This window comes from Candidatus Poriferisodalis sp., from assembly GCF_965208485.1.
In the GTDB taxonomy this organism is placed as follows: Bacteria; Actinomycetota; Acidimicrobiia; order Acidimicrobiales; family Poriferisodalaceae; genus Poriferisodalis.
Window position 1 is genome coordinate 747,259 of record NZ_OZ242344.1, and the last position, 17,943, is coordinate 765,201.

General features: G+C 65.9%; 13 protein-coding genes and 1 pseudogene. 9 read left to right on the plus strand and 5 right to left on the minus strand.

Annotated elements, in window-relative coordinates; genetic code table 11:
• Nucleotides 1-83: 83 nt before the first annotated feature.
• The 3 genes and pseudogenes from ACOGXQ_RS03560 to ACOGXQ_RS03570 form a co-directional block, all read left to right on the plus strand.
• A pseudogene (locus tag ACOGXQ_RS03560) lies at nucleotides 84-1,049 on the plus strand (zinc-dependent alcohol dehydrogenase); the annotation flags it as partial.
• Nucleotides 1,050-1,169: 120 nt separating this feature from the next.
• Entirely contained in the window at nucleotides 1,170-1,691 is a 522-nt protein-coding gene (locus ACOGXQ_RS03565; protein WP_419946078.1) for a hypothetical protein, read from the plus strand.
• Nucleotides 1,692-1,714: 23 nt separating this feature from the next.
• On the plus strand, nucleotides 1,715-2,134 hold the full coding sequence (locus ACOGXQ_RS03570) for a DUF5367 family protein (RefSeq protein ID WP_419946079.1): 420 nt from the start codon (nucleotides 1,715-1,717) through the stop codon (nucleotides 2,132-2,134).
• Nucleotides 2,135-2,226: 92 nt separating this feature from the next.
• Here ACOGXQ_RS03570 and ACOGXQ_RS03575 read toward each other — a convergent pair whose 3' ends face one another.
• Nucleotides 2,227-2,616 (minus strand): hypothetical protein, encoded by a 390-nt coding sequence (locus ACOGXQ_RS03575; protein ID WP_419946080.1) that lies wholly within the window; start codon nucleotides 2,614-2,616, stop codon nucleotides 2,227-2,229.
• Between ACOGXQ_RS03575 and ACOGXQ_RS03580 the strand changes: the two genes are divergently transcribed.
• Both ACOGXQ_RS03580 and ACOGXQ_RS03585 read left to right on the plus strand, forming a co-directional pair.
• Nucleotides 2,551-6,396 carry a DEAD/DEAH box helicase family protein gene (locus ACOGXQ_RS03580; protein WP_419947331.1) on the plus strand — a complete coding sequence of 1,282 codons (3,846 nt, stop codon included), beginning with the start codon at nucleotides 2,551-2,553 and terminating at the stop codon, nucleotides 6,394-6,396. The two genes, ACOGXQ_RS03575 and ACOGXQ_RS03580, sit on opposite strands and share 66 nt — an antisense overlap.
• Nucleotides 6,397-6,501: 105 nt before the next feature.
• Entirely contained in the window at nucleotides 6,502-7,107 is a 606-nt protein-coding gene (locus tag ACOGXQ_RS03585) for a hypothetical protein (RefSeq protein WP_419946081.1), read from the plus strand.
• A 45-nt stretch (nucleotides 7,108-7,152) separates the two neighbouring features.
• Here ACOGXQ_RS03585 and ACOGXQ_RS03590 read toward each other — a convergent pair whose 3' ends face one another.
• The 4 genes from ACOGXQ_RS03590 to ACOGXQ_RS03605 all read right to left on the minus strand — a co-directional run bounded on the left by ACOGXQ_RS03590 (nucleotide 7,153) and on the right by ACOGXQ_RS03605 (nucleotide 9,296).
• Nucleotides 7,153-7,533: a twitching motility protein PilT gene (locus ACOGXQ_RS03590; protein WP_419946082.1), complete on the minus strand. Its 381-nt coding sequence runs from the start codon at nucleotides 7,531-7,533 to the stop codon at nucleotides 7,153-7,155.
• Nucleotides 7,517-7,816 (minus strand): hypothetical protein, encoded by a 300-nt coding sequence (locus ACOGXQ_RS03595; RefSeq protein ID WP_419946083.1) that lies wholly within the window; start codon nucleotides 7,814-7,816, stop codon nucleotides 7,517-7,519. The genes ACOGXQ_RS03590 and ACOGXQ_RS03595 overlap by 17 nt, the downstream gene beginning before the upstream one ends.
• An 81-nt stretch (nucleotides 7,817-7,897) precedes the next feature.
• The gene (locus ACOGXQ_RS03600; RefSeq protein ID WP_419946084.1) at nucleotides 7,898-9,052 is read right to left on the minus strand and encodes a redoxin domain-containing protein; all 1,155 of its coding nucleotides are present in this window, start codon (nucleotides 9,050-9,052) and stop codon (nucleotides 7,898-7,900) included.
• Between the two features lie 31 nt (nucleotides 9,053-9,083).
• Nucleotides 9,084-9,296, minus strand: a complete 213-nt coding sequence (locus ACOGXQ_RS03605; protein WP_419947332.1) for a hypothetical protein — start codon at nucleotides 9,294-9,296, stop codon at nucleotides 9,084-9,086.
• A 278-nt stretch (nucleotides 9,297-9,574) separates the two neighbouring features.
• On the opposite strand from ACOGXQ_RS03605, the gene ACOGXQ_RS03610 reads away from it, so the two are divergent.
• The 4 genes from ACOGXQ_RS03610 (at nucleotide 9,575) to ACOGXQ_RS03625 (ending at nucleotide 17,934) form a co-directional block, all read left to right on the plus strand.
• Complete coding sequence (locus tag ACOGXQ_RS03610; RefSeq protein WP_419946085.1) at nucleotides 9,575-10,621, plus strand: peptidase M29; 1,047 nt, start codon at nucleotides 9,575-9,577, stop codon at nucleotides 10,619-10,621.
• Between the two features lie 61 nt (nucleotides 10,622-10,682).
• Nucleotides 10,683-12,257 (plus strand): class I adenylate-forming enzyme family protein, encoded by a 1,575-nt coding sequence (locus ACOGXQ_RS03615; protein ID WP_419946086.1) that lies wholly within the window; start codon nucleotides 10,683-10,685, stop codon nucleotides 12,255-12,257.
• On the plus strand, nucleotides 12,247-13,188 hold the full coding sequence (locus ACOGXQ_RS03620; protein ID WP_419946087.1) for an NAD(P)-dependent oxidoreductase: 942 nt from the start codon (nucleotides 12,247-12,249) through the stop codon (nucleotides 13,186-13,188). The genes ACOGXQ_RS03615 and ACOGXQ_RS03620 overlap by 11 nt, the downstream gene beginning before the upstream one ends.
• Before the next feature lie 207 nt (nucleotides 13,189-13,395).
• Nucleotides 13,396-17,934 carry a cadherin domain-containing protein gene (locus ACOGXQ_RS03625; RefSeq protein ID WP_419946088.1) on the plus strand — a complete coding sequence of 1,513 codons (4,539 nt, stop codon included), beginning with the start codon at nucleotides 13,396-13,398 and terminating at the stop codon, nucleotides 17,932-17,934.
• The last annotated feature ends 9 nt before the right edge of the window (nucleotides 17,935-17,943 follow it).

Consider the following 17,943-nt stretch of genomic DNA (forward strand, 5'->3'; position numbering starts at 1 on the left):
ACGGCTGACCACTGGACCGGTGAAGCAATAGCGTGATGACGGCTTCGCGTTCGGCAGCGCAGCCGACTCATGGTGGCGCATGCATGACCTCTGCAACCGGGCTGGTGCTCACCGAGCCGCGATCGTTTGAACAGCACAGCTTCGAGCTGCCCGATGTCGGCGCTGACGACGGACTGCTGCAAGTTGAAGCCTGCGGCCTGTGCGGCACCGACCACGAGCAATACACGGGCCACATCACCAATCGGCACGCATTCATTCCCGGGCACGAGGTGATCGGCGTTGTCGAGGAGTTGGGCGATGCCGCCGCTGAGCGATGGGGTGTGAGCGCCGGGCAGCGGGTGGCCGTCGAGGTGTTCCTGTCGTGCCGCAACTGCGACCAGTGCCGAGCCGGGCTCTACCGGCGATGCGAGCGGAACGGCCTGGCGACCATGGTCGGCTTCACCGACGCCGACTCGCCTCCGGGATTGGGCGGTGGCTACGCCTCGCACCTGTACCTGCGGCCCGACTCGATGCTGATGGCGGTGCCCGACGAGCTCGACCCGGTCACAGCGACACTGTTCAACCCGCTCGGGGCGGGAATCCGCTGGGCGGTCGAGATCCCCGATACCCAGCCCGGCGATGTCGTGGTGATTCTGGGTCCGGGTGTGCGCGGGCTCTGCGCTGCGGCCGCGGTGAAGGAGGCCGGTGCCGGCTTTGTGATGGTCACCGGCCTCGGCGAGCGAGATGCCGAGCGCTTGGCTCTTGCCTCGGCCTTCGGCGCCGATCTGGCGGTGGATGTGGCGGTTGACGATCCCAACCGGGCGCTGCGTGACGCCGCCGGGGCCAAGGCCGCCGTGGTCGTGGACGTCACCGCGAAGGCACCGGCGGCGTTGGCACAGGCGGTCCAGCTCGCCCGCCCGGGCGGCACGATCGTGCTGGCCGGCACACGCGGCTCACCCGAGACGCCAGGTTTCGACCCCGACCACATCGTCTACAAGGAACTGCGCATCTTCGGAGCGCTCGGCGTGGACGTGACCGCCTACCGCAAAGCGCTCGACCTGCTGGTGTCGGTCTGCACCGCACTGCCCACGAACTGACCGAGACGCCAGATAGACATTCGGCCGAGCCTGCTTCCTGACGGCTGTGGAGGCATCTTGGCGATGCGCTGGCGAAGACTCCTTGTTCCGGCCATGGCAACGGCGGCTCTCGTATCCGCCTGCGGTGGCAGCGAGCCCGACTTGACGGCGGCGACGATCCCCACCGACGCGCCTGCTACGTCGGTCCACATTCACGACGACGGTGAGATCCACATTCACGACGAGGAATCGAGCGGAGGATCGCTCGACGATCCCGACGCCGGCCACGACCACAGCACGACCCGAGAGGTCGCCGCCGACGGCCCGGCGCCGATGGTGGCCCTGGAGGTCACGGCAGATCCCAGCAGCGGATGGAACGTACAGATCAGCCTGGAGAATTTCCGACTCGCCCCCGAGCGGGCCTCCACTGAGCACATCGAGGGCGAAGGCCACCTGCACCTCTATGTCGACGGGGTGAAGATCAACCGTCTGTACGGGCTCTGGTACCACCTGTCCGGTCTCGAACCGGGTGAACGCGAAGTCCGCGTCGAACTGTCAGCCAACGATCACGCCACACTGACCCACAACGGAGCGCCGATCGACAACACTGTCACCGTCACCGTTCCTGCCTCCTGACCCAATTCGCCACGGGAGCATCGATGCCCGTACAGAGCCGACTCACCTACATCCAGCACATGGTCCTGATGATGGTGATCGCCGTCGTCGGCTGGGCCGTGTTCCTAGGGCTGTTCCTGCTGATCTTCACCGACAGCTACGAGCCGTCGGTGTCCCGCACGGTGTGGTGGGCCTGGCTGATCGTCGGCACGATCATCACGTTGATCACGATGTTCGTGTGCTTCCGGGTGCTGCAGACACCTCGGCAATGGCGCAGCTCAGCCGCGATCGCCCTGCTCGCGCCGGCGATGTGCCTGGACGCGCTCGCCACCACCTACTTCAACGACTGGTTCGACCAAGGCATCCACGACGACACCGCCTACTCGGCGCTCATACTCGGCGCCGCTGGCATCTGCCTGCTGGTCGCCATGATCGTCAACAAGCCCACCGCCGACAAGTCCTAGCCCGCTGCAACAGATGAGCGTGCATCGCAGGGTTCCTCTCGACCACAATTGCCGGGTCAACAGGAGGCATCGATGAGCGAGACATCCCCACCTCAGGTCACCGCAGACGCCGACGAGATCACGCTCACGCCGTCCGCGACCCGCGGAATGCGTCGTGAGGACATCGACCTTGCCTCGTTGAGCCTCCCCTTCGTAGGTACCCCCCCCCCCCCCCCCCTTCGGATACTGAATCCGAGCCGCCGGTCGAGGCGCTTGTCACGGTCGGCGAGGTCATCGATCGCATTCGCACCACCAGCCGTGACGAGTCCGAGAAGGGGCGCTGGTTTGAAGAACTCGTCAAGATCGTTTTCCTCGAGAGCCCTGAATACGAGATCGATGAGATTGAGCACTGGGGACGGTGGCGCGAACGCCAACGGCTGACTGGCCTCAGCGGCAAAGACACGGGCATCGATCTTGTCGCCCGTCACCGCGACGGCAGCCACATCGCCATCCAATGCAAGTGCTACGCACCCAAGCGACGGGTCGCCAAGGCTGACATCGACTCGTTCCTGAGCCAGTCGCAGGCGATCGACGCCGCCGATCTGCCCGTATTCGCGATGCGTTGGATCGTCACGACATCGCCTTGGACTGACAACGCGATTGCACAGGTCGACAGCCTGGGATCGTCGGTCCGCAGGATCGACTTCCTGCAGCACGAGTTCGAGAAGATCAGCGAAAAGCTGCAGGAACGGCCAGTACGTGCGCCTTGGCCACGCCAACGCGAGGCAATCGACAAGGTCGTCGAAGGCTTGTCGCACCACGACCGTGGCCGCATGATCATGGCCTGCGGTACCGGCAAGACATTCACATCGCTGCGCATCGCGGAGAGCGTGGTCCCTGACGGCGGGCGCATCGCATTCGTGGCACCGAGCATCGCACTGGTGGCACAGGCGCGCCGAGAATGGCTGCTGCACACCACGCGACCCCTTGAGTGCGTCGTCGTCTGCTCCGACGAATCCGCCGGTGGTCGCTCGGAGAGCGCAACCGAGATGCGGGTTTCTGAGCTGGAATGCCCGGTGACGACGTCGCCGCAGCAGCTCGGGGAGTTGCTGGATCCTGCCCGCGACACCGATGTGACTCGTGTCGTGTTCTGCACGTACCAGTCACTGCACCGCCTCTGCGATGCCCAAGAACAGCACGCAGCCGGCGCATTCGATCTCGTTCTCTGCGACGAGGCGCACCGCACAACCGGGGCCATTTCCGACGGAGCAGGAAGCCTGCGGGACAGCGGCTTCCAGTCGGTCCACGACGATGGCCGCCTGCGAGCCCGCAAGCGGCTCTACATGACGGCTACTCCGCGGATCTACACAGCCACGTCCAAGGCATCGCTTGCTGGACGTGGAATCGAGACCGTCGACATGAACGACCTGCACGTCTATGGCCCCGAGCTGGAGCGCCTGTCGTTCAAAGAGGCAGTCGAAACCAACATGCTGGCCGACTACCGGGTGATCGTCTTGGGCGTTCACGACAGCGCTGTTCCGGCAGGCATGCGGCAGCGGCTCATCGATCTGGGCGACGCGTCAGCCGAGTCGCAGACACAGAACGGTGCCCAAAAGCCGCTGGTGGTCAGCATCGAAGACCTGCAGCGGCTGCTCGGGACGTCGCTCGCCATCAACGGCATGGCCGAGGGAAGCGACCTGGAGGTGCCCGAACGGCTTGATCGCACTATCGCCTTCGCGAATTCCATCGCCAGATCAAAGTTCTATGCGATGGGCCTTGCTGACTCGCAGCTACGAGCCCTCATCACCCGGCGCCGGCGCGCTGGCGGGGAAGCGGAAGGGGCCACCAAGGTCGAAGCGACTCACCTTGACGGAACTGCGCCGGCCTTCGAGCGCAGTGAGGAACTGCGCAAGCTCGAACGAACTCGTACCGACCAGTGCGCTCGCGTGATCTGCAATGCGAAGCTGCTGACCGAAGGCGTGGACGTGCCCTCGCTGGATGCCGTGGTGTTCATGGAGCCTCGCGACAGCCAAGTTGACATCGTGCAAGCTGTCGGCCGAGTCATGCGTCGCGCCGAAGGCAAGAAACTCGGCTACATCGTGATTCCGGTCCCGGTGCCACCGGGTGAAGACCTGGCCACAGCACTTGAAGCGGGGGGCCGCGGCTACGAATCAGTCGGCCAGGTCTTGAGGGCGCTGCAGGCCCACGACACTCGCCTCGCCGAAACTCCAGCCCGCTTCGTCAAGGTAGGTGAGATCACTCGCCCGCCGCCGGAGGGAGTCGCAGGCGATTCGAACGATGGCGCTGAGAGCGCCGAAGAGCCCCGACAGCTCAAGTTCGACCTGCACAAGGCGGGTGCTGCCATCTACGCGCATGTCGTTGCCGCGTCGGGCCTGGGGTCGGCAGGCAAACTCGTGGCGGACGATCTGGGGCTTGCCGTGACGTTCGCTGGTGCTCGCTTCAGTGAAGGCGACCTCGCGGGGCCTCTGGCGGGTGCACTCGGCAGTCTCACTGTTGACGACGCCAACAAGACCGACATCTGCAAAGTCGCTGCGCTCGTGCTGGTCAATGCCTGCCTGCTGCACCGTCGTTTGCGCGAGGTGCCCCGGTTTAGCGATATCGCCGACTTGGCCCGCGTGACTGGGGCGTCGGACCCGGCGGCGATACTGGCAGACGGGTGGGAGCGGATTCTCGAACACGATTACGAGCCGGTGTTCGGATCAGCGCTTGCTGTGCTCAAGCAACTGCCGCCGCGGCCGTTCGCAGTCGAGGCGTTGCGAGGATTGGCCGAGTGCGCGAACCGCACTGCCGACTCTCTCAGCGAGATGGGCTATGACCACGCTGGCCCGCTGTACCACCGCATCCTGCCCAACGCAGCGGCGTACGGCGCCTTCTACACCAAGAACTTGTCAGCTCTCATGCTGGCGCGTCTGGCTATCGACGAGGAATTCGTCGACTGGTCCGATTCCGAACAGATCGCCCGGCTGCGGATCATGGACCCTGCCTGCGGCACCGGCACGCTCCTCATGGCGGCGCTGCGGGTGCTCAAACAGCGGGTCCGGGAGTCTGACCAACACCCCAGCGGCGACGAGACTGACTCCAGCGAAACCGAACTGCACAAAGCGGTCGTCGAGAACGTGCTCCACGGGCTCGACATCAACTTGCCGGCAATCCAGTTCGCTGCATCGAACTTCACCTTGGGTGCTCCAACAGTCGACTACCGCAAGATGAACTTGTTCACGCTCAGGCACGGCCCGCAATCCGATGGGTCGATGATGGCGGGAACACTGGAGGTGCTCGGCTTCGCCGATTCCCAGGCGTCGCTGCGAAACCTCGTGCAACACGGCGACGCCCGAAGCGTGGGCGCACAGCTCACTGACTCCGGGGCCGAATTCCCCATCCGGGACATCGACTTGGTGATCATGAATCCGCCGTTCACCAACAACGTGAAGAAGAACTCGCAGTTCTCGCCGGCTCAGAAGCAAGCCATGCAGCGGCACGAACTCGGGCTGCGCGATGTGCTGCTGCAGTTCGACCCGGAAGCCGGCGCGACCATCGATGCCAACAGCATCCGCACCTATTTCACGCCGATCGTGGAGCGAATGTCGGCATCTCGCAATGCAACCGTTGCATCAGTGGTGCCCACGACTGCATGCACCGCCTCGTCAGGGCAGAACGAACGCCGCTTCCTCGCAGACCGGCTGCGCATCGAGACAGTCATCACCTCGCACGATCCGAAGAACATCAACTTCTCCGAGAACACCGGCATTCACGAGTGCTTGCTCGTCGCCCGGCGTCGAGATGAGCAGTCGAATTCGCCCGCAAGCGATCCGCCGACCCGGTTCGTATCACTTCGCAAGATGCCGTCGACGCCCGCCGAGGCCCTCGCTGCGGCCGATGCAATCGCAGGCGGCAATCCCGGTGAGTGGGGCAACCTCACACTGTGGCCATCCGAGCGCGTCCGCGCTGGCGATTGGTCGCCCGTGCAGTGGTACGACGGAAGCCTCGCCGACATTGCTCTGTCGCTGGAGACCGGGGCATTCAACATGTCCGGCTTGGCCGATGCTCCTAAGGGGGGGGGGGGGGGGGTACGGCCCCTCAGGCCAGGCGATCAGAGGCGCCTTCTACCCCTCAAACCCGGACACAGGCTCGGGCCCGATGGTCGGGCAATCCGCGGAGCGTTTCGAACAATGAACTCGAACCCGCCATCACGCGCCACGATGTCGGTCCCGGAGGACAGCGGATTCAAGATGCCTTCCGGAAGCGAGATCGACCATGAGTGAGCGTCTGCGCTTGAATCAACATCGGCTTGAGTGCGTCCATCAGAAACGCTACGTCGGCCCGGATGGCCGACGCATTCAGGATGCCTTCAGGCCGACGGATCAGCTGTGAGCTACGAAGCCTTCTGGTCGATCTCGTCAAGGGTACGCACGACGATGCGCGGCGCACCGGAGCAGGTCATAGAACCGCGCCCCGGCAAGGAACATCTGGCCGAGCGCTATTGGGCGCAGCGGAGCAGACTGCTGGTCGCCAACAAGCACGACACAGTCTCAGGAAGGCTCGTGGCGGTGTACAGCGACACGCCTTCTGTCGGCTCGGGATGGGTCCCTGTCGGCGTCGAAGAAGATATCGAGGCGAAGTCGCTCTGTGCCTGGTGGAACAGCACACCCGTTCGCCTGATGCTCCTGAATCGCCGAAGCAAGAAGCTCACCTATCCGTCATGGTCGCTCGACCAACTGCGGAGCATCCCTGTGCCGTCGCCTGCGAATCCCGGATGGGAGGGCTTGCTGGCGGCATACGAACAGGCCTGCGATATCGAGCTGCTACCGCTGAGAGATGGAGAGAAATGCGAGGGCAGGCGCATCATTGACCGTGCAGCGGCGCATGTCCTCGGTGTGCCGGAGAGCACGATCGCCGACTGGCGCCGCCGGCTCGCCCGCGAGCCGACGATCTCCAATCGTCCAGCAGAGGCGTCAGCCGAGCAGTCGAGCTGACAGCACCCGGGGATCGACCGCGTCCACAACTGTCACCCAGGGACGTCAGGCGGATATGAAATCCACGCGAAGTCGGGCCGCATCTGCGAGCGCCGCGAGGTCGTGACGATCAGAAGTCACGATCTGGTCGCCGGGTCGGCACAAGGCGACCAGCGCAGCGTCGATGGCGTCGCCCAGTCCGGCCCGTGCCAGCAAGACGCCGGCTCGGCGGCCGAGGCCGTTGTCGAGCGGTACGACAATGGTGCCGAGCAGGGCCTTTGCCAATCGGGATTGGCGTCCTGAGCCTCCCCGCCACACCTGCGCCACAATGCCGCCATGGGTCAGGGGCGGGCTGCCGTCGAGGTGTGCATCGTCAACCCTTCGCCACAGCGCCCGATCATTGCGCTCCAGGGCGATGAACGCGCCCGCGTCAAGCACCAAGCTCACGCTCGGCTCTCCGCTGTTGCCACTCGATACGAAACCGCTCTGCCTCTTCGCGATCGAGGCGGCGCTGTTCTTCGCGCTCTTCGGGGGTGATCTTGCCGAATTCGGCCTCGTAGTCGGCGATTGCCTCGCCGAGCGCCTTGAGGCGTTGCCGGTGCTCGCTCTTGTCTGCCATCGCCTGATTCACCCAGGCACTCACCGACGAAGCGTCACCGTCGCTCACCGCAGAACGGGCTTCTTCAAGGAGATCTGCATCGATCGTCAAGGTAATCCGACGCTTCGTCATACCTTTATCGTATTGCGATAGCGCCGCAGAGAACCACAGCCAGCGACGAAATCCCGAGGTCGCGGGCGCCGGCGGTGGCGATTAGCGGCTGAGCAGGCTCTTGACCCGGCGGACGGCTGGCGTCCAGAACCACTCGGGCTCGGTGAAGCGGCGGTAGTCCTCGCCAGGCAGCTCCATCGGGTCGTAGTAGCTCTTGTCGGTGTGCTTGCGGAGGTTGTTCGACTTCTTCAGCACTTGCAGGTAGGCGTAGACGGTCCCCTTGTGGGTCCATCCCTGCCGGTGGTAGTTCCAGTTGTCGGGGGCCAGCTCCTGTGCATCAGCGAAGTGCTTCAGCGCCCGCTCGCTGTCGCCGACCGCCTCGAAGTAGAGCGCCAGCTTGAACGTGGCTTCGGCCAGCAACGAGTCATCATCGATGGGCTTGAGCCGGGAAGCGAGGTCCACGCTCGACCAGACATGCTCGCTGTCAGCTCCCCGCTCGATCCAGTCGCGGGTGGCCTGAGCGAATGCATTGTCGCCCAGCCGAACCTTGCCGAGGCCGAACTTGATGGTCGTCTCGGCGGGGTAGACGCCCTCGTTGCTGCGAACGATGTGGCCCTCCTCGTCGATCCAGGCCGCCGAGGGCACATTCACCCAGCCGAACAGTGAGCTGATCCGGTGCGTCGGATCGACGACACAGCGATATGTGGGCGAAGCCCGGTCGAACCACTTTGCCACGGCCTCCTCGCCACCCGAGTCCTGCGCCACGCTGATCAGCTCAAACTTGTCCGCGCCGATCGATTCGTACAGTTCCTGCCACACGGGCAGGCTGACGCGGCAGCCTCACCAGGACGACCAGGTGAACAGCACCACCTTGCGGCCGCGCAGGTCGGACAGCCGCAGGGTGTTGCCGTTGCGCTCGACCATCTCGAAATCGGGGGCGATCCCGGACTCCAGCCCGACGCGCCGCACCTCGGGCACAGATCCCACACTCCACACGTCGCCGTCGCGCACGTACCGCTGGCCGATCATGTCGGCGAAGGCCGAGTAGTGAAGCCACACCCAGTCGTCGGCGTCTGCGATCCACGCCTCCCGCTTCGTTTCGGGCAGCGGCACGCAGAGCTCGCCGAGGCACGCCCCTTCGGGCTTCAGCTGCCAGCCCGTGGCCCTCTGCAACTCGTCAAGCCGCACCCACAGCCCGCTCGGCCCGTCAGTGCGCTGCGCGACGGTCGTCGTCTGATCGTTGGCGAGGATGATCACGTTTGCACCACGAAAGATCAGGCTCTGGGCCTCAAAGGAGCGCTCCGCCTTCGGTCATGCCGAGCAGTATCTGACCGTACTGCCCATAGACGACCGCAGACACCATCAAATGCGCCTGAACAGTGCAGATGTCGCGCAGGATGCGCTGCATCTCAGCCTGAACAGCCTCGAGGATCGCAGCGCCTCCACCGAGATCGACGACAAGCTTCGCTGCACTTCGGACTCGTCCCGTCCGGCCGCCAATGCGTCGGCGACCGAGCGGCCCGCACCCATGGGCATGTGATCGCTCGCATCAGAGGCTGATGCCACCGGGCCCAACAGCCCAAATCCCACCAAGACGCGAAAGCTCAACCAGTCGACAAGCCCACGACAGCCGACCCGGTCGGACCGCCGACGTCTCACTCGGGGCCTTGCGTCGACTGCTTCTGGCGGGCAGGCAGCATCCACAGCGGTGATGACCATCTAGCTTTGCCGCGACGGTGTTGTCGGACACCGGACCCGTGTGCGCGCCAGGAGGACCAGATGCTGGTTGAGCGAATCGAGGCGAAGTGGATCGACGCATTCGCGTCGGTCTTCGAGATGTGCGACGTCGAGGGATCCCAGACCGCCGCCATCCTCTCGGAGAGCCAGAGCCGGGCCGTCAACGTGAACCTGGCGGAGCTGGCACTGGATCGCCTGGGCACACCGCCGATCCATGTCATTGTGCCCACGCCGCGCCAGTCCGCACCCGTGCCGGTGCGCTCCACCGGCGCATCCGATGCGATCGCCGGCTCGACGGCGGTGATGGCAGCCCTGGGCGCGGTGGACTTCGTCGTCGACTGCACCGTGGAGGGGCTGCTGCACGCGCCCGAGCTCGGTTCGATCCTGGGCGAGGGCACGCGGATCCTCATGGTCTCCAACGAGCACCCTGAGGCGCTGGAGCGGCTGCTTCCCCAGCCCGACCTCGAGCCGAAGGTCAAGATCGGCATCCGCAAGCTGATCGGGGCATCGGAGATGAAGGTCACCTCGGCGGCCGGCACCGATCTCACCGTCGACGTCAGCGGGGCGCCGTGCGGTGGCGGCTGGGGCTACACGTCACGACCGGGAACCATCAGCCACTGGCCCGGCGGGCTGTGCCTCGCCTTCCCGAAGGCCGGGACGGTCAACGGCACCATCGTGATGGACCGCGGCGACATGAACCTCACCTTCAAGCGTTACATCGAGTCGCCGGTCACGCTGCACATCGACGACGACTACGTCGTCGACGTCGAGGGTGCCGGCACCGACGCCGCACTGTTTCGCAGCTACACCGATGCCTGGGGCGACCGCGAGGCGTACGCCACCAGCCACGTGGGATGGGGCATGAACCCCGGCGCTCGCTGGGACACCCTGTCGATGTACGACCGCAGCCAGACCAACGGCACCGAGCAGCGGGCCTTCGCAGGGAACTTCCTGTACTCCACCGGGGCGAATGAGCACGCCGGCCGCCACACGCTGGGCCATTTCGACCTGCCGATGCGCAATCACAGCGTGTTCCTCGACGGCGAGGCGGTCGTGACCGACGGCCGGCTGCAAGGCGAGCTGGCCTGAGAGGCTGGGCCGACGGCTGCCTGACCGCAGATCGTCATTCTGTGGGATGCCGACACGCATCGTGAGCGACACGGCACCGCTGTCGGACAGCGGCGCCCTCGCGGCGCGCATCGAGCGATGGGCCGACCATCGCCCGGACGCTGTTGCCGTGTCGTTCGAGGGGGCCGAGCACAGCTACCGCGCCTTCGCCGACCAGATCGCTGCGACTGCAGGCTGGCTGGCACACGCCGGCATCGGCGAAGGCGACCGGGTGGCGTGGCTCGGCCCGAACCGGCCTGCCGCGCTGCGGCTGATGCTCGGATGCTCGTGGCTGGGCGCCATATACCTGCCGCTGAACTCGCGCCTCGCCCCGCCCGAGCACCGCTGGATCCTCGACCACGCCGGGCCTGCCCTGTTGGCAGTGGATTCGGCCTTTGCCGAGCACGCCGCCTCGGTCGGCACGCACTGCGATCTTCACGTCGTGCCCGACGAGCCCGATTGCTTCAGTGCACCGGGTGCAGCCCCGCCGCGCCGGGGCACGCCGGCTCACCCCGTGCTGCTCGCCTACACGTCGGGCACCACCGGTCATCCCAAGGGCGCGCTGCTGGATCAGGCGGCAATGTCGGCCAACGCCGTCAACTCGACCCACGCCCACAGCCTCACCAGCCAGGATCGAGTGCTCACGACCATCCCGCTGTTCCATGTGGGCGGGCTCAACATCCAGACCCTCCCTGCTCTGCTGGGCGGTGCGGCGGTGCGGCTGCAGCGCGCCTTCGATGCGGGGCTGTTCTTGGACGATGTCGAGGAATGGCAGCCCACGTGGACCGTGCTGGTCCCGGCCGCGCTCGCCGCCGTGTCGGGCCATCCGCGATTCCCCACGGCAGATCTCAGCTCGCTGCGCGGGATCATGACGGGCTCGTCGCCGGTGCCCGCAGCAGTCACCCGGCCGTACTTCGATCGCGGGCTGCCGGTCGGGCAGATCTACGGCTCCACCGAGACCGCTCCGATTGCGGTGCATCTGCGCTGCGACGAGGCGGCCGACCATCAGGGTTCGTGCGGCAAGCCATCGACCATGTGCGAGGTGCGGATTGTCGGCGACGCTGGGAGAGATGCCGCTGCAGGCGAGCATGGCGAACTGTGGGTACGCGGGCCGAGCGTGCTGCGGGAGTACTGGAACGACCAGCAGGCCACCGCCGAGGCCATCACCGACGGCTGGTTCCACACGGGAGACATCGGGCACGCCGATGCCGACGGCTGGATCTTCATCGACGACCGGCGCACGGACTTGATCATCTCCGGGGGCGAGAACATCTATCCCGCCGAACTCGAGGAAGTGCTCTCCGGTACCGATCTCATCGCAGAATCGACCGTTGTGGGCGTGCCCCACGAGCGTTGGGGGGCAGTACCCGTGATCGTGGCAGTGCGTGCGCCCTCTGGCGCAGGTGAACCCGATCCTGAAGCCGACGACGAGACCGCTGCCGAACTGCTCCGCCTGTTCGACGGACGGCTCGCACGCTTCAAGCACCCCACGGCCGTCATCTGGCTGGACGAACTGCCGCGCACCGCCTTGGGGAAAGTGCGCAAGCACGAGGTGAAGGCGCTGCTCGCGGCACGCCGCTCGACACACGACGACGGGAGAGCTTCCCATGAGCGATGACCCGATCAGCCATCAATCCGGCGGCAGCCGCGCGGAGCCGAGACCGGAACCGGCCGATGTCGCTTTCATCGGGCTCGGCGTGATGGGCTACCCGATGGCCGGTCACCTCGCCGCGGCCGATCATCGGGTCACTGTCTTCAACCGAACCGCGAGCGTCGCGCAGCGGTGGTCTGCCGAGTATCCGGGTCGCATCGCCGCGACGCCTGCGGATGCGGCTCGGGCCGCCGAGTTCGTGTTGATGTGCGTCGGCGCCGACGACGATGTGCGAGCAGTCGTCTACGGCGATGACGGAGCACTTGGCGCCATGAACGACGGCACTGTGCTGGTAGATCACACCACCGCTTCGGCTGACCTCGCGCGGGAGCTGTCCGCGGCGTGCGGCGAGCGCGGCGTGGGCTTCGTGGATGCACCGGTGTCCGGCGGCGAGGCCGGCGCGCAGGGCGGGGTGCTGACCGTCATGTGCGGCGGCGCCGACGAGCACTTCGAGCGAGCCCGGCCGGTCATGGATGCCTACGCACGGGCCGCCACGCTCATCGGCGGAGCGGGAGCGGGACAGCTCACCAAGATGGTGAACCAGATCTGCATCGCCGGGCTGGTGCAGGCGCTTTCGGAAGGCCTCGAATTCGGCCGCCGCGCCGATCTCGACCTCGACGCTGTGCTCGCCACTATCTCCCAGGGTGCCGCCGGTTCGTGGCAGATGTCCAACCGCGGCACGACCATGACCGCCGGCGAGTTCGACTTCGGCTTCGCTGTCGACTGGATGCGCAAGGATCTCGGCATCGTGCTGACCGAGGCCGAGCGCAACGGCGCTCGGTTGCCGGTCACTGCCCTCGTCGACCAGTTCTACAAGCGTATCCAAGAGCTCGGCGGCGGCCGCTGGGACACCTCGAGCCTGATCACGCTGCTGCGTCCGCCCCAACGTCGAGCCTGATCAGCTCTCACCGGTCCGCCCCAGCCAGACACGCCGGATCCGCTCACGATGCGCACCATCTGAGCAGGTGAGCTTCATCGCAGTCTCCTCGGATTGCCGCTGAGACGTCGAATAGCTTCTCTTGCTCTGATTGTTCCCGTACTCTGATTGTTCTCGGCTGGCGATGGCGTGGTCGGGATCTCGGCCACGCGACTGGTGGGAGCTGCCATGAACACTTCGGTGCAGCGTGACGCGCCCGCGCCCTGCCGACCGCGCTCGGGACTCATCGTCGCCGTGGTCATGCTGGCTCTCACAGGGGTGACAGCGCCGATTCAGCATGCCCCGGCGCCCGCGCAGTCAGTGACGTGCAGCAGCGGCGCCGCCGTGGGCAACCCGTCCGACAGCACCAGCCTCGTCGCCGATTGCGAGACACTGCTCGGCCTCAAGTCCACGCTGGCCGGCAGTGGGCGACTCAACTGGTCAGCGTCACGGGCAATGACCGAGTGGGACGGGATCACGATCTCCGGCGGACGCGTCACCGAGATCCAGCTCAGCGGCAGGGGACTCACGGGCAGCATTCCCGCCGGGATCGGCGACTTGAGCGGTCTGGTGGCGGTCTACATGGCAGCGAACGAGCTCCGCGGTTCCATCCCGTCGTCCATCGGCAACCTCTCCCGTCTCCGGCACCTGGATCTCAGTCTCAACGAACTGCGTCGGCCCCTGCCGTCCCGGATGCGCAATCTCTCCAATCTCGAGACCCTCGATCTCGCCAACAATTTCTTCCTGCAAGCCCTCCCCTCTTGGATCGGGAACCTCACGAGCTTGCGCAAGCTCGGCATGTCCGGCACCGGGCTGCTCGGCCACATCCCCTCCCAGCTCGGCAACCTCTCCCATCTCGAAGAACTTCGCCTCACCGGGAACAGGCACTTCGGCTTCATCCCGTCTCAGCTCGGCAGCCTCTCCCATCTCAGGGTGCTGTACCTCAGCAGCAACAACCTGTATGGCGCCATCCCTTCAGCACTCGGAAACCTGCCCAAGCTCACCGGGCTGGGGCTCAGCAACAACCGCTTGAGCGGCGATGTCCCCATCGGGCTCGAAGAACTGAGAGATCTGGAAGAACTCAAGCTCGCCGACAACGACGGATTGACCGGCTGCGTGCCGGGCTCGCTGTCGTACGTCAGACGCCACGACCTCGACAGGCTCAACCTGCCGTACTGCCGCGCCATTCCGATCTTCCGCACCACCGAGTCCGGCGAGCGCAGCGTGCGAGAGAACTCTGCGGTGAGCACCGCTGTGGGCGCACCGTTCGTCGCTGTCGATCGCGACGGCGACCGGCTTACGTACTCACTCGGGGGCGCCGACGCAGCCAATTTCTTGCTTGACGCATCGACGGGCCAGCTGCGAACCGCGACGACACTGGACCACGAATCACAGGAATCCCATTCCGTCACAGTGTCAGTGCACGACGGCACCGACCGCGACGAGAACGCCGACACCTCCATCGACACGACGATCGAGGTGACGGTGACGATCACCGACGCCGACGAGGCGCCCACCGTCAGCGGCCCGGAATCCGCATTCTCCCCGGAGACTGCCGACATCGTCTTGGGGCACTATTCTGCCGCGGATCCTGAAGACGCCCAGATCGCCTGGGCCGTCGGCGGCACGGACAGGCAGGCCTTCCGCATCGACCGCCAAGGTGCGCTCCGGTTCGTGATCCCGCCCGACTACGAGTCGCCGTCCGACAGCGGCAGGGACAACACCTATGACCTCACCGTGCAGGCATCGGACGACGCCAACACGGTCTCGCTGCCGGTCACGGTGACGGTGACAGCGGTAGAGGAAGCTCCGGTGCTGCTGGGACCCCGTGCCGCCAGCCTGGACGAGAACCGTTCAGGAGAGATCGGTCGATACCGGGCGACGGATCCCGAGGGCCTCGAGGTGAGCCTGACGCTCGGGGGTCCCGACTCCGATTCGCTGACGCTGAGCGACGAGGGCGTCCTGAGCCTGGACACAGCACCCGACTACGAGCAGCACGACGATGCCAACCAGGACGGCGTGTACGAAGTCACCGTCGATGCCTCCGACGGCACGCTGCGGAAGTCGCGGCAGGTGCGCATCGCCGTGCGCGATGTGAACGAAGCACTGATCGTCACCGGCGCCACTGAAATCGAACGAGAGGAGACGCATACCGACACGTACTCGGTCATCGGCTACTACCGCGCCGACGACCCCGAGTCGTCCGATGTCGAGTGGTCGGTCGCCGGCACCGACAGCCGCTGCTTCACCATCGACGGCGCCGGTTACCTGCGGTTCGCCGAGACACCCGACTTCGAGTATGCACAGGACTCGAATCGCGACAACACCTACATGCTGTCGGTACAGGCCTTCGACGGCGACAACAAGGCATCACTCGACGTCTCCGTCAGGATCACCAATGTCGATGAGCAGCCAGAGCTGCGGCCCTCGGGCCTGTATCCGCAGGTCGGCACGTCGCTGTACATCAAAGTTGCCGACCCCGACGGTCGGTTGACCGATGCCGTGTGGACTTGGGAGCGGTCCCCGAATCGCAGCACATGGTCGCCGATCAGTTCCGCGACGTCAGGCTCATACTCCCCCACGACGGTCGACACAGGCCGATACCTGCGTGCATCGGTGAGCTACACCGACCCCGAAGGAGACAGCAAGTCCGCGCAGTACACTTGGAGCAGTCCAGCACGGGCGCAGCCGTCCGGCAACGTTGCCCCCTACTTCGCAGATGTCGCCGAGGCACAGCGTTCGGTGCCGGCAAACGCAACAGCCGGGACGGCAGTCGGGTTCCCGATCACCGCCGAAGACGATGACGGCGATCCGCTCACCTACTCACTGAGTGGCATATCTCACGACACCTTCAGAATCGATGCCGCAAGCGGCCAGATCCGCACCAGCGGCCCGCTGGACCACACAACCAGCTACAGGTTCCGCCTGACTGTCTCGGCGACTGACCCTTCTGGACAGCGGGTCCAGCGGCCGGTGACGGTCTCGGTCAGCAACGAAGCCGATGCGCCCGCCATCGTCGGTCCCCGTGTGGTGCACGTCGACGAGGGCAGCAGTCACACTGCGTACTACCGGGCCAGCGACCCGGATCTCGGCAGCCAGCACAGCTGGGACGTCAGCGGAACGGACGCTGACGACTTCCGGATCTCCGCTCACGGCCGGCTTCTCTTCCGGGCATGGCCGAACGCCAACTCACCGGCGGATGCGAATCTCGACAACATCTACCAAGTCGATGTCGAGGTGTCCGACGGCACCTTCACCGTCACTCGAGGGGTCCGGATCATCGTCGCCGACTTGGACGAAGCCGGCATCGTAACGCTGTCGCAGACCCAGCCGCAGCCCGGCACGGTGCTCCGGGCGACTCTCAGCGATCCCGACGGCAGCGTCTCGAACCTGCGCTGGGAATGGCAGCGGAGGAGATCCGGTGACGCATGGACCCCGATTGCCGACACGTCATCTCATTTCTATACCGTCAGCCGTGCCGATTCGGGCTACGCGCTGCGAGCCGAAGTCGTGTACGACGATGCCCAAGGCCCGGTCAAGTCAGCGGCCAGCGACGCTGGTGCGGCCGCGCCGCCGATCCAACGCAGGACGGTGATCACGCCCCAGCAAAGCGCTGCGCTCGACCCGACCGGCGTCACGGACACCGGCGACGGCGGGAGCGGCGTGGGCGGCGGCAACGGGAACGGCATCGACGGCGTGGGCGGCGGCAACGGGAACGGCATCGACGGCGTGGGCGGCGGCAACGGGAACGGCATCGACGGCGTGGGCGGAACCACGCTCTTCATCGCGAACGGATGGAACCCGCCTGACATCGGAGTCGCTGCGACGCTCGCGGCCCGCACTGCGGGCGCCGCTGTGGCGTACACCGAGGGGGACAACCTCCCGCCAGCAGTGCAGGGACTGTTGGACATTCGCACCGTCCATCTCATCGGGATCGTCGGGGGTGAGGCCGCGGTTTCAGATGCCGTGCGCGACTCGCTCGCCGCGTCCGAGCCGTTTGCAGACATCAAGCGATTCGGCGGCGCGACGCGCATCGAGACTTCGATCCACGCTGCGCGATTGTCCCTCGACGGCGTGCGCCCTGGCAGCCCCGTGCTCATCGTGGCGAACGGCTGGAGCCTTCCCGACATCGGTGTCGCTGCGACGCTCGCGGCCCGAATGCCCCGTTCGGCTGTCGTCTTCACGTCGACCGACGAACTCTCTGCGGGCATGCGCAGGCTCATCGCCCAAGCGTCGCCTGGCCGCATCTTCGTCATCGGAGGCACGGCGGCAATCGGCGAAACCGTCGAGGGCCAGTTGAGCGCAGCCGCGCCTGACGCTGCCATCGAGCGCGTCAGCGGTGCCACACGAGTTCACACTGCACTGCTGGCCGCTCAGCATCCGGAGCAGCACTCCGCACCGATGCCCTCGAGTGAACGCGTCGTCATCGTGGCGAATGGCTGGAATCCCCACGACATCGGCATCGCCGCAGTGCTCTCAGCACACACACCGGGCTCAGTGGTCATGTACACGGCACCGGACAGCCTGCCGCCCGAGACTGCCGATCTGATCGAAGCGATGGAACCTGGGCTGGTCCGGGTCATCGGCGGGACCCACGCAGTCCCCGATGCGGTAGTGAGCGAGATCGCTGCCCTCTTGCCCGCGGGCACCACAGTACGGCGGAGCGGCGGAGCGGACCGAATCCGCATCTCTGTCAGCGTTGCTCGCAGCATCCTGCCCCGTGACTGAGTCCCGATT

Coding starts and splice junctions, on each gene's coding strand:
- ACOGXQ_RS03565 (WP_419946078.1), top strand. CDS start 1,170: ATGGCAACGGCGGCTCTCGTATCCGCCTGCGGTGGCAGCGAGCCCGAC.
- ACOGXQ_RS03570 (WP_419946079.1), top strand. CDS start 1,715: ATGCCCGTACAGAGCCGACTCACCTACATCCAGCACATGGTCCTGATG.
- ACOGXQ_RS03595 (WP_419946083.1), bottom strand. CDS start 7,816: ATGACGAAGCGTCGGATTACCTTGACGATCGATGCAGATCTCCTTGAA.
- ACOGXQ_RS03610 (WP_419946085.1), top strand. CDS start 9,575: ATGCTGGTTGAGCGAATCGAGGCGAAGTGGATCGACGCATTCGCGTCG.
- ACOGXQ_RS03620 (WP_419946087.1), top strand. CDS start 12,247: ATGAGCGATGACCCGATCAGCCATCAATCCGGCGGCAGCCGCGCGGAG.
- ACOGXQ_RS03625 (WP_419946088.1), top strand. CDS start 13,396: ATGAACACTTCGGTGCAGCGTGACGCGCCCGCGCCCTGCCGACCGCGC.